This is a genomic window from Capnocytophaga sp. oral taxon 324 str. F0483 (genome assembly GCF_000318315.2).
GTDB classification, from domain to species: domain Bacteria; phylum Bacteroidota; class Bacteroidia; order Flavobacteriales; family Flavobacteriaceae; genus Capnocytophaga; species Capnocytophaga ochracea.
Map to the genome: position 1 here is coordinate 1 of NZ_KB291487.1, position 11,714 is coordinate 11,714.

The following is an 11,714-nucleotide window of genomic DNA, read 5'->3' on the forward strand; positions in this document are numbered from 1 at the left end:
ACTAGGTCTTAGGCCATAGGCACTAGGGGGGAGTGTGACGGGAAAGAGAATTAGCAAATTAGGTGTGAGCTGGACGGGCTGGGAAATTAGAGAATTAGAAAATTTGGAAATTAGAGATTAGCAGATTAGGTGTGAGACAGACAAGCGGGTACGAACTACACAGGGGATTGTAGCAAAATAGGCAATAAAAAACTTTGCCAAAGTTGTAGAACGATAGGTGTTCAGAACCTTTGGCAAAGTGTTATGGTATAAAAAGCGTTTTTAAGCTTGTGTTATTTAGAAAAGTGTGGTTACCCGATAATCATTCCAGCGATAGTTGCGGATAACAGAGAGGCTAAAGTACCCCCAAGAACGGCTTTTAAGCCGAATTGAGAGAGGGTTTTGCGTTGGTTGGGGGCTAAGGCTCCTATGCCTCCTATTTGAATGCCTATGGAGGCGAAATTGGCAAAACCGCAAAGCATATAGGTTGCCATAATGATAGATTTGTTATACATTAGGTGAGGTGCACTCGTCATATCCTTTAAGGTGGCTAACTGAGTGTAAGCCACAAATTCTGAGGAGGAGAGTTTAATACCGAGCAATTGTCCCATCAGCATAACGTCTTCTTTGGCAATACCGGCGAGCCACATAACGGGTGAGAAAACGGTACCTAAAATCATTTCTAAAGAGAGTCCGTTATAAGGAGTATTGCTGGCTATGATATTGTTGAGATGTGTTTGATAACCTACCCAATTAAAGAAATAATTAATCATTGCGATAAAAGCCACAAATACTAAAAGCATAGCCGCTACATTGGCAGCGAGTTTAAGTCCTTCGGTAGTACCATTGGCGATAGCGTCGAGCACATTGGAACCTACATTCTCCATAGAGACTTTCGAATCGTTAGAGAATTGCTCGGTTTGAGGACATAGCATCTTGGAAACTACGATAGCACCGGGGGCTGCCATTACGGAAGCTGCTAAGAGGTGTCGGGCGAAGAGCAAGCGCATTTGGGGGTCGTCGCCACCGAGGTATTGAATATAAGCAGCCATAACGCCTCCTGCTACGGTAGCCATTCCGCCTATCATCACAAGGAGGATTTCGGAGCGAGTCATTTTGGCTAAATAGGCTTTAATCATCAGAGGGGCTTCGGTTTGTCCTAAGAAGATGTTACCCGTAACCGAAAGACTTTCGGCACCTGAAATATTCAGCAGTTTAGACAATGCCCACGCCATACCACGTACTATTACCTGAATAACACCTAAATAGAACAATAGGGAGGTGAGTGCAGAAAAGAAGATGATGGTGGGGAGTACTTGGAAAGCGAAGATATAGCCTATGCTATTGGTATCGACTAAGTTACCGAGGAGAAACTGACTACCTGCTCTTGTGAAATCTAATATGAGCACAAAGATACTACCGGCAAAATCGAAGGCGTCTTGTATAAAGCCTACTTTTAGAATACCTATTGCAATGGAGAGTTGTAGGGCTAAGCCTATGCCAATAGTCTTCCAATTAATAGCGCGCCTATTGCTACTGAAAAGATAGGCGATAAACAGGAGGGTAATCATACCTACCACACCACGAGTAAAACTTTCGAGAGAGAAACCTTCGCTAGCGACAGCCTTCATTACTTGTGTAGTGGCGGTTTGTGTAGTAGGAGATTGTGTAGCGTCTTGGGCGACACTTATGAGTGGTAAAAGGAAGCTAAGGCTTCCGATGGTTATGTTTTTTTTCATTGGTATATAGTTTTAAAAAGTACTATCGCGTTTAGAGATTTCATCTCTGATAAGCGCTGCCATTTCGTAATCTTCATTTTCGATACAGTCATTTAGCATTGTTTTTAGTTCGGGTAAGGCGTATTTAGTATATCTGTTTCGGCTACTGTCTTCCTCATCAACGTTATCTAACGAAGGGCTTATGGTATTGGAGGGCTCATCGTTGAGCAAAGGGATATAAATGCCGGCTCTTTGAATGATATCTCGATAGGTGTAGATGGGTGCGTTGCAACGCAAGGCAATGGCGATGGCATCGCTGGTACGAGCTTCGATGGTGTATTCTTGACCATTTTGTACACAGAGGATATTGGAGTAGAAAATGCCTTCTTCTAATTTGTAAATCACGACTCTTTTTATCTGTATACTGAAAGTATCGGCGAATATCTTGAAGAGGTCGTGCGTAAGGGGTCGAGGAGGTACAAGGCTCTTCTCTAATTCCAAAGCAATAGATTGCGCTTCAAAGGTACCAATGACGATGGGTAGCTTTAAATCGGTCTCGACCTCGTGCATTATAAGCACAAAGGCATCGTTCTGCGATTGATTGTATGATATCCTTTTTATGAAAAGACGCACTAAATCCATTGGAAGGTTACTAACATAAAATACAAATTAGGGGGTAAAGTTATAACAATTATTTTAACTACAAAAGATTTTTAACATATTTTTTTCTTCTTTGTAAAAGAAAAGGCTGTTCAATACAAGATTGAACAGCCTTCGCATTACATAAGATTTTACTTGTTACATTTGTTTGGTAAGAGTATATTCTTTTACCATTTTAGGTTCTTTACCATCTTCACCTACTTGTACGATATTATCGCCTTTGGTAATATAGAAAGATTTGTGATTATCAGCTTTAGAAACGAGTGTAAAACCTTTATCAGTGTGTTCTACTTTACCTTCTTCTTTAGATTCGAAGTTTTTGCTTGCACAGTTTTCTTGTTTTACATAGGTGTCATCGGCATAGAGATGGATAACGGTAGCCATTCCGCCGCAATCGGCAGCAGGAAGAGTACCTACATAAGTAGCTAACAATTGAGGAGTTACCATTTCTTCTACTTTTTCAGCAGCATTCTCCATCATAGTAGTGGTGTCGCTTACCACATTGTTGGCATTTTGCGAAGGATTGTTTTGACAGGAGGCGAACATAAGCACAGCAACTCCTAATGTTAAGATGTGTCTTTTCATAAAATATAATGTTTTTTAATTTATTACTTATTCAAAAAGTGTACCAATATTACGGTAAATTCACTTCCCTTTCCTACTTCGGAAGTAAAGTGAATGCTCCCCCCATAGGAAAGCACAATGTTTTTGACCATTGCCAATCCCAAGCCACTACCACTGGTTTTGGTAGTGAATTTTGGTTCGAATATCTTTTCTTTATCGACGTCGGGGATACCCGTACCATTATCTTTTACTTTTAGAGTAATATCGGTATCGCTTTTATTGAGGCTCACTTCAATAGAAGGGAAAGGTTCGTTTTCGGTAGCTTGTAGCGCATTTTTCACCAAATTGGTAACCACACGACCGAGCTGGTCTTTGTCGAATACGCTTATAATCTCATCGTGAGAATGGGTGAAGTGAATTTCATCAGAATTAAAAATATCTAAAGTGCGTTTGATAACAGACACAAAATCGAATTCCTCATCGTTTTTAGCGGGCATATTGGTAAGTGCCGAGAACGCAGTAGAAATATTGCTCAATATGTCTATCTGTTGGATAAGAGATTCGCAGAATTCATTAGTTTGTTCAGGGGTTTGAGGCTCTCGAAGGGCTTTGCGTTGATAACTTTGCACGGAGAGACGCATAGGAGTAAGAGGATTTTTGATTTCGTGTGCTACCTGCTTTGCCATATCGCGCCACGCTTGTTCGCGTTCGGATTGCGCCAAGAGGGCTTTGCTGTTCTCAATCTCATCAATCATTCCGTTATAGGCATTTACCAACTCGGTAATCTCGGTAGGGGCAGATTTGAGAAGTATCTTTTCGTTTTGGGAGAGCAAACGAGTTTTCTCTAAGCGACCTTCGATGGTTTTAAGCGATTTGGTAATATATTTAGAGATGAAGTAAGCTACCGTAAGGGCAACTACCAAGAGCGAGAAATACACCATCGCTAAGTTGTACAGCGACCCTTTTAAAGCGCGCTCGTTGAAGGTGTCGTTCTCGAAATAAGGAATGTTGAGAATAGCGATAGGCTTGAACTGCAAATCGGTAATATAACTGTAAGAGGTTTGGTAACCACGCCCTGCAAATTCGTGGTGCTCAACAAGACGTTTATTGAGTGTAGCGGAAAGCTGATGCAATACATCAGGAGGAATAAAAAACGCATCTTGGTCGGGCGAGAGAGAGGCTTTGGAGCTTTTTAGCAGAACGCCGTCGAGGTCATAGAGGGCAAAGTTTAGGTTTTGGATATTGGCGATGCTGTAGATATCCTCCCGAAAGATAAGAGGTATATAAGGAGTTTCGACAGGGAAAGTGGTTTGCGAGAATACATATTGTATCTGCATCTTGATTTGGTTTTCCTTGTCGATAAGTCGCTCATCGTGATATTCTAATGCCTGTTTTTTATACTGCCCAATCATTACGAAAGCTAAGATAGCGAAAGCTACTAGCACGAGTAGGGTCATACTGAGGAATATCTGAAAGCGAAGGGTGTTTTTTTTAAACATAGTGTCCCCTTATTACAGGTTATTTTAAGCCTATTACAAAGGCTGCGGGATAAGATTTTTTAATCTCTACAAGTTTCTTCTCAGCCTCTAAACGCGTACGAAAACTACCAAGGCGCACTTTGTAGTTAGGCGACTCGAAAGTGAGCAATACAGGGTATTGTTTGTATTTGCTTTTGGCATCGAGCATTACTTTATTAGCTTCGGTAATATTGCCATTATAGATTTGTACTTGGAAAGCACTCTCGGTACGAGCTATTTCCTTTTTGAGTTCCATAGCATCGGCTATATTCTTTTCTTGACTAATAGTTATTTGTGCATAGGAAGCGCTTGTGAGCAATAGTATTCCAGCTATAAATATGTTTTTCATCATCAATATAAATTTAATTCTTTTGTTTTCTTTGGCGTAAGAACCAATACAATTTACTAAATCCAAAGCCTATGCCAAACAAGGCTATAAAGAAAGTAAATATACCTCCCAATACTTTTAAATTGATAGGTTCACTTTTGGGAACGTAGAGTATTTGTCCATTAGCAGTACCTATAAGTCCTAAGAGAGTGATAAGCAAACTCACCAAAAAGTGTAGCTCTAAGCGCAGGTCTTTCTCGGGCAGGAGCTTTTGAAGACCCAAAGAACCTAATATAATGAAAACTAACACGCTCGCACCTATCCAAAAGGCAATATGCTCAAACGATACTCCTGTATAATAAAAGATGGCTTGAGTGAGTACATAGAACAATGCAGGAAAAATAAGTAGGTTAGGATACCACTGCAAAACTTTATGCCAGCGACTTTCTTTACCTTTGAAAAGCGTGCGTAGTGAAGTAAAACAATACGCCATACACACAGCAGTTTCTACGGTGAGCAGTACAGTGATATTACCAAGCACTTTGGGGTCGCTGAGCATTGTTTGGAGGGTAACTTGTGACTGCTCTGAGGCAAAATCAGTAGCTAACCAAACAAACAAGAAACAAACAGCTGCAAATAACACCTGTTGCCACAGTTTCCAAAAACTGAGTTTCAGCACTACGTTCAGCATTATAAAGACTGTAAGAATTGCTATTACCATATCACATATTCCTTATCCCTTATCTCTTTACTTACATTCTCAGCTATGTCAGCTCACTGGCTTTACTTATTACCTGTACAGAGTCTTCTCCGTTGTTTTGTTTCCAGTGTACTACCACACGCTCATCATTGATAGCGTCTACTTGCTTACCGCTGTAATCGGGTTGTATGGGAAGATGACGACTAAAGCGCCTATCAATAAGCACTAAGAGCTCTATTTCAGAAGGACGCCCGAAGCTCTGTATGGCACTGAGAGCAGCGCGAATACTGCGCCCTGTGTAGAGCACATCGTCTATAAATACCACTCTCTTGTTTTCGACGATAAAGTCGATAGCAGTAGAGTTGGCTTCAAGAGGTCTACCTGTGCGCCTAAAATCGTCGCGAAAGAAAGTAATATCCAATAAGCCTAATGGAATATCAGCAATGTGGTATTCGTTAGTAAGTAGTTCTACCAATCGCTCAGCTAAATAAGTGCCACGAGGCTGGATACCGATAAAAACCGTATTCGAGAAATCGTTATGGTTTTCTATCAGCTCACAAGCGAGGCGGTGTAGCATCACTCGGAGTTCCTTCTCGCTGAGGATTTGTTTTGTATAGGTATTCATTTGACTTAAAAACTGAGAGTATTTAAGTTGCGTTGAGCATCGGCATTGCCCTCGCTAGCGGCTTTTTGGAAAAAGACTTTGGCATTCGCCTTGTCGCCCAACATATAGTAGCAAGAGGCACGATAATTATTCAGTACAGCATCTACGGACACTCCTAAGCTCTCCATTTCAGCCATATCATTAATAGCCTTTTGGTATTGCTGCGTGTTGTAGTAACTAATAGCACGATACCTGAGCCCGTCTATATGAGCAGGCACTTTCTCCAAGAACTTCGTAAATATAGGAATAGCTTCAGCATAACGTTGCTGCAAATAGAGTTGCATTGCCTGAGTGTAAAGAGGAGCAAACTGTTCTACCTGCATACGCGAGATAATCTTGTTGCGGTTATTAATTATATCTTTATTATCGGGCAAATACACAATGGCACTATCTAAGGTAGCACGAGCATCAGCTATTAAGTTATTTTTCTCTTGCAGATAAGCCAAAGAGTTCCACGCTTGTACTTCACTGCGATTACCGCGAAGAGCGTCTCTATCTACATCTACGTGGAAACGGTTTTTCAGTATAGTTTTCCACTTAGGTTGTGGTTTCTGCACACTGTCTTTCTCCAAGCCTAAATACTGTTTGAGTAAGTGAATCGATTCTTGTTCTTTACCCATATTGTTCAGCGCAAAGGTCTCTAAATTTAGGTTACCGAAGAAATTAGGCTTTATCATTCGGGCTTTATGGGCATATTTATAAATACTATCGTTGTTTTTGTTTTCTTCCATAAAGTATGATACAGCAGTAAAATACTCAGGGCGCGCATCATAAGGGTGGTAATGAATGGAAGCCAATACTTTACGTGCCTCATCGAATTTCTTTTCGTCTATCAAGTAGCGCGCTTTTTCTACATCTACGGGCTCAGCCACTGCCGTGAGATTTGGAATACGAGGATAGTTGCGTATCAGGTAATCCGAAGGTGATTTGGTAGGACGCACCCCTTGTTGCTCTTCTTTTACCATACGTTGTATTTTAGAAGAATCAAAGTACATACGCTCTACTACCACATTCAAAACCATTGCCACTACGGCTACTGCACCTATAAAACCTACAATACTCATTGGCAATTTGCGCTCTTCTGCTTTTTTCTTACTGAAATACAATACTGCCAAGCCTACTGCTATCCCTACATAAATACCAAAGAGGGCTTGAATTTCGGGACGATCTTGCGGAAAGTTAAAGAACGCATCGAACGAATAAGCAAAGAGACCAAACAATGGTAAGAAAAACCATTGCTCTTGCTCACGATTCTTGTTTTTATAAGTGCCTCTTAGGAAATAATAAGCTGCCAAGAGGAAGATAGCCAAGAACGCCAACCCTGCGAAGATTCCCGCTTCGGCGGTGAGCTCCAAAAAGTCGTTGTGGTTCTTATACATATAAATATAATGCGGACTATAAGAATTCTCATACTGTAAGAAGCGTACCTTCCAGTTACCAATGCCTACGCCCAACAGTGGATCGTTCGGGATCATATCAGTAGTGGTAATCACCCAAGCAGTTTTACGCAAATTGTTACTGGTATTCTCTTGGTTAGCTACCTCAGCTAAACGAGCCCCGAAACTAGTGCTTTGTCGCACTTGTTGAGGGTATAAATAGTTCTGTACAAACGAGAAAATACCAAAAGCAAGAACTACCAAGCCTACGTGCATCAGTACTTTTACGCCCGTTTCACGGCGTTTTAAGATAAAATAGTCGATAGCACCATAAGTGATGAAGATAAGCGTTGTAAGAATAGTTGCTAAGTAGAAAGTACGGGTACTCATAAAGAAGATTGCCAAAGTACCGACTAAAACACCTATCCCCCCAATGATACGCAAGGTGTTTTTATGAAAATAAAACAACCAGATAGCAAAAGGTATCTTAATAAACATAGCCGAAGCCAAAATATTCTTGTTAGAATACGAGCCTTTGATATTGTAATCGGCACTAATACCCTTGATGATGCCTTTTACCCCGTCGAGGGTTACCAAAAAGTCATAACACAAAAGAATAGTCATCGCAACTGCCAAATGTACTAAACTCTTTTTGTTGTAAATCACCAAAGCCGATACCATCCAAGCAGCTGAGAAAGCTGTAAATATCTTAAAGAAGTGTAAAATTGCTTCTTCTATATCAATAGCTTTGGTAAACGAGAGCAATGCCAATACCATTATCAGGCAGTAAGCAATCCCTATTTTATTGGTAAAAAAGCCAAATAGTAATTGTGTGCGTTCTCTCAATTCTTTAATAAAAAACACAAGCCCTACTACTATCAAGTTCAGAATGGCAAAGGTGTAAAACTTTGTAGCATTGGAGTCGAATGCCATCCAGTTAGGGGTAAGTACCGTTACATAGCCATAGGCAATGAGCAAGACACTCGCCAAAAGCTTCATACTCGCACTCCCTTCCTCACTCACTGTGGAGGTAGGTTTAATAGGATTCTTGCTGGGTGTTTTCTTCTTGTTGGTTTTCATCTTATGTATTTATATAATTTTTCTTAATTACTTATATCTTGATAGTTACCTCCAATTATAATCAGTCTTTTATATCAGAAATTCTATTGAATATTTGGTGTTCTTTTATTTGTTGTTTGGTGTTAATAATGGCTATGATAATCACTTCTGACAATTCTTCCAAAGCAATATAATGAATTCCAAAGTGGAATCTTTTAGTAAAGAAAATACGAACCTCCTCATATTTCTTTGGAGCAACAAAGGGAAAGTCTTTTAATGTTTCTATATAATCTACTATTTCATTATATGCTTCGAAACCTAAATTTTCTCTAAAGACATTGTAATAATCTATAATATCATTTAACTCTTTTTCTGCTCTGGGGTGGAAAATCAAACTAAATGACATACTTCTCTGATATTTTCTTCTTTACTTCTTCAAAAGGAATTCCAATAGAAGGATTCTCTTTTATCTCTATAACTCTTCTATCCAACTCTTTTTTAAGAGAATCAGATAAAAAAGATTGTTCATACTCAAATTCCACTCCCATTTTTTCAAACAAAGAGGTCAATTCAGCTTTTTGTATTTCATTCTTAGGATACACTAATATACACATATTATTTTAATTAACAGTTAATATCTGTAAAAGTCTCTTTCTCTTCTCATTTACCTTTTATCTCTTACTCTTTACCAACTCTTGTGGCTCGCACCTTTTACCTATTTGAATCATCTCATACGCTAGTCCCGTTTGCTTCACTACCTCTTCGGTGCGTTGCGAATGAGTATCGGTGATAAAAAGCTGTCCGAAATGTTTTTGAGTAACTAACTGCACCAACTGTGTTACGCGAGTATCGTCAAGCTTATCAAAAATATCATCTAAAAGCACTATGGGTGTAATCCCTAACGATTGCTTCAACACTTCAAACTGCGATAGCTTTAAGGCTATCAAAAAAGACTTCTGTTGTCCCTGACTGCCATACTTCTTCATCGGGTAGCCCTCAATCTCAAAAAGCAAATCGTCCTTGTGAATACCTGCGGTAGTGTATTGCGCACTGCGGTCTCGCTCAGTATTTTCAGCAAGCTGGGTAGCCAAATCACTTTGGTGCAAACTGCTGTCGTACTGCAAACTCACTCGTTCCTTACCCCCCGAAATATACGCGTACTGCTCGCTAAAGATAGGCAAAAACTCTTTCATAAAAGCTCGCCGTTTCTCATAAATGTGTTGTCCTAAGGGCGCCAACTGCTCGTCGTAAATGTGCAAAGTCTCTAAAGAGAAAACGCCTCCTTCTGCCATTTGTTTCAGTAACGTATTGCGTTGCAAGAGCGTGCGGTTGTAACGCAAAAGCAGTTCTAAGTAAGCCCTATCAGTTTGCGAAATCACACTATCCAAAAACTTACGGCGTGTTTCACTACCTTCTACTATCAAGTCGCGGTCGGAAGGTGAAATGAGCACCATAGGGTATTTACCTATATGGTCAGCCAGACGTTCATAGGCTTTGCCGTTGTGTTTCATTACTTTCTTCTGTCCTTTTTTAAGGCTACACACTATCTGCTCTTCACGTTCCTCTTGCCGAAACTGTCCTTCGATAAGATAAAACTCCTCGCCGTGGCGTACGTTCTGCACTGCCGAAGTAGTAAAGTAGCTCTTAGCCATACCTAAGTGATAAATAGCATCAAGCAGATTCGTTTTCCCTACACCATTATCCCCTACAAAACAGTTGATAGTAGGGCTAAAGGCATACGCTTGTGAGAGTATGTTCTTGTAGTTTACGACCGATATTTGTTTGAGAAACATCATTTGTTAGTGCAAAGGTACGAATAATTTGTGAATTACCAAATTTGTCGATTGAGTAATAAAAAACTTTGCCAAAGGTAATAGTCTGTCGTGCTACGTCCTTTGGCAAAGTTGATACTATAATGCTTCTTGTTAAAATTCTCTTAGAAAATTAATAGCTGTATTCTGTAGTGCTGATAAGTACTTGTGGTGCTTTTTCATCTTTAGGCACTGAGTAAACTTTAATTCGGATTGGATAATCCCCATCATACTGAATATCATAGCGATATACGGTCTTAGTAACATTTTCTGGCTTATTGAGTTCTGCAGTTACAACTGTTTTCTTAATGATATTATTAGGGGTAAGAAGAGTAACAAAGTGGTCGGGAGTAGTTTGTATTATAAAATTCACATACTCAGGATTGATTTTAGCATCATATTCATAGGTTACCTCATAGCTATGAGTGGTAGTAGTGTACTCATCTTTTACCACATTGCCTTTAGCGTCTAAGGTGTAGCTATGCCATTCGTTTGTGTCATCACCGTTTTTGCCATCTTTTCTCACATAAGTGTTTTTGGTAATTCTTACCACATTGGTACTGGGATAATCGAAAGTAGTCGTGATGTAATTCCCGTCGTTGTTGTTGGCGGGCTTATCTTCTTTTTTCACAAGACGTCCGTCTGCTCTGTATTCATAAACTTTCGTAGCGTAAAGAGTTGTTCCTAAGGCTATCGTTTCTTCTTTTTCTAACTTCCCATCAGCTCTATAGGTATAGATGTAGTTATGGAAGTAGGGCTCCTTTGAGTAGTAAGTTCTTCTTTGTAAACGGCCACTGCTATCGTAGTCGTAATCGTGATAAGTCTCATCACCATAAGAAGAATTGCCTCGATAGGTAATTCTTGTTTCTTTTTTAGGACGAGTAGCATCTTGCATCTCATATTTAATAACAGTGCGTTCTGTTCCTACAATAGTAGTAATTTCTTTAGGAAATTTAGCACTAGTACCGTCTTCGTCCTTGTCTTCTTTATTACAAGCTACGAAAGTTGCTGTTGCCATTAAGGCTAAAAATATTTTCTTCATCGTTTAAAAAGTATTTTGTTAATCGGCACAAAAGTACATACTTTTTTGTTCCCCACCAAATATTTCATCATCTTTTTTGTTTTACATATAACACAAACCATTTACCAACCTTCTTGCCTATGCGCTCACACCTAATCTGTTAATTTTCTAATTCCCAAATTTTCTAATTCTCTAATTTCCCAGCCCGTCCAGCTCACACCTAATTTGCTAAATCTCTTTTCTGTCACACTCCCTCCTAGTGCCTAAGGCCTAAGGCCTAGCACCTATTCCTCTTTCTTTCGCCTCGAAACCCTGTT

At 39.8% G+C, this 11,714-nt stretch carries 12 protein-coding genes; all 12 read right to left on the reverse strand.

Annotated elements, in window-relative coordinates; genetic code table 11:
* Positions 1-290: 290 nt before the first annotated feature.
* Positions 291-1,718: a NupC/NupG family nucleoside CNT transporter gene (locus tag HMPREF9072_RS01515; RefSeq protein WP_009410182.1), complete on the reverse strand. Its 1,428-nt coding sequence runs from the start codon at positions 1,716-1,718 to the stop codon at positions 291-293.
* A 12-nt stretch (positions 1,719-1,730) separates the two neighbouring features.
* Positions 1,731-2,339 carry a bifunctional nuclease family protein gene (locus tag HMPREF9072_RS01520; protein ID WP_009410183.1) on the reverse strand — a complete coding sequence of 203 codons (609 nt, stop codon included), beginning with the start codon at positions 2,337-2,339 and terminating at the stop codon, positions 1,731-1,733.
* A gap of 156 nt (positions 2,340-2,495) precedes the next feature.
* Positions 2,496-2,942 carry a copper resistance protein NlpE N-terminal domain-containing protein gene (locus HMPREF9072_RS01525; RefSeq protein ID WP_009410184.1) on the reverse strand — a complete coding sequence of 149 codons (447 nt, stop codon included), beginning with the start codon at positions 2,940-2,942 and terminating at the stop codon, positions 2,496-2,498.
* A gap of 23 nt (positions 2,943-2,965) precedes the next feature.
* On the reverse strand, positions 2,966-4,420 hold the full coding sequence (locus HMPREF9072_RS01530; protein WP_009410185.1) for a HAMP domain-containing sensor histidine kinase: 1,455 nt from the start codon (positions 4,418-4,420) through the stop codon (positions 2,966-2,968).
* A 19-nt stretch (positions 4,421-4,439) separates the two neighbouring features.
* Complete coding sequence (locus HMPREF9072_RS01535) at positions 4,440-4,790, reverse strand: SPOR domain-containing protein (protein ID WP_009410186.1); 351 nt, start codon at positions 4,788-4,790, stop codon at positions 4,440-4,442.
* A 10-nt stretch (positions 4,791-4,800) separates the two neighbouring features.
* On the reverse strand, positions 4,801-5,487 hold the full coding sequence (locus tag HMPREF9072_RS01540; protein WP_009410187.1) for a hypothetical protein: 687 nt from the start codon (positions 5,485-5,487) through the stop codon (positions 4,801-4,803).
* Positions 5,488-5,530: 43 nt separating this feature from the next.
* Entirely contained in the window at positions 5,531-6,091 is a 561-nt protein-coding gene (gene pyrR / locus HMPREF9072_RS01545) for a bifunctional pyr operon transcriptional regulator/uracil phosphoribosyltransferase PyrR (protein ID WP_009410188.1), read from the reverse strand.
* Between the two features lie 5 nt (positions 6,092-6,096).
* Positions 6,097-8,586 carry an O-antigen ligase family protein gene (locus HMPREF9072_RS01550; RefSeq protein WP_009410189.1) on the reverse strand — a complete coding sequence of 830 codons (2,490 nt, stop codon included), beginning with the start codon at positions 8,584-8,586 and terminating at the stop codon, positions 6,097-6,099.
* Positions 8,587-8,647: 61 nt separating this feature from the next.
* Positions 8,648-8,971 (reverse strand): type II toxin-antitoxin system RelE/ParE family toxin, encoded by a 324-nt coding sequence (locus HMPREF9072_RS01555; protein WP_009410190.1) that lies wholly within the window; start codon positions 8,969-8,971, stop codon positions 8,648-8,650.
* Positions 8,961-9,179: an addiction module protein gene (locus HMPREF9072_RS01560; RefSeq protein WP_009410191.1), complete on the reverse strand. Its 219-nt coding sequence runs from the start codon at positions 9,177-9,179 to the stop codon at positions 8,961-8,963. The genes HMPREF9072_RS01555 and HMPREF9072_RS01560 overlap by 11 nt, the downstream gene beginning before the upstream one ends.
* A 57-nt stretch (positions 9,180-9,236) precedes the next feature.
* Positions 9,237-10,358, reverse strand: a complete 1,122-nt coding sequence (locus HMPREF9072_RS01565) for a DNA replication/repair protein RecF (RefSeq protein ID WP_034566013.1) — start codon at positions 10,356-10,358, stop codon at positions 9,237-9,239.
* A 151-nt stretch (positions 10,359-10,509) separates the two neighbouring features.
* On the reverse strand, positions 10,510-11,418 hold the full coding sequence (locus tag HMPREF9072_RS01570; RefSeq protein ID WP_009410193.1) for a hypothetical protein: 909 nt from the start codon (positions 11,416-11,418) through the stop codon (positions 10,510-10,512).
* Positions 11,419-11,714 lie beyond the last annotated feature (296 nt).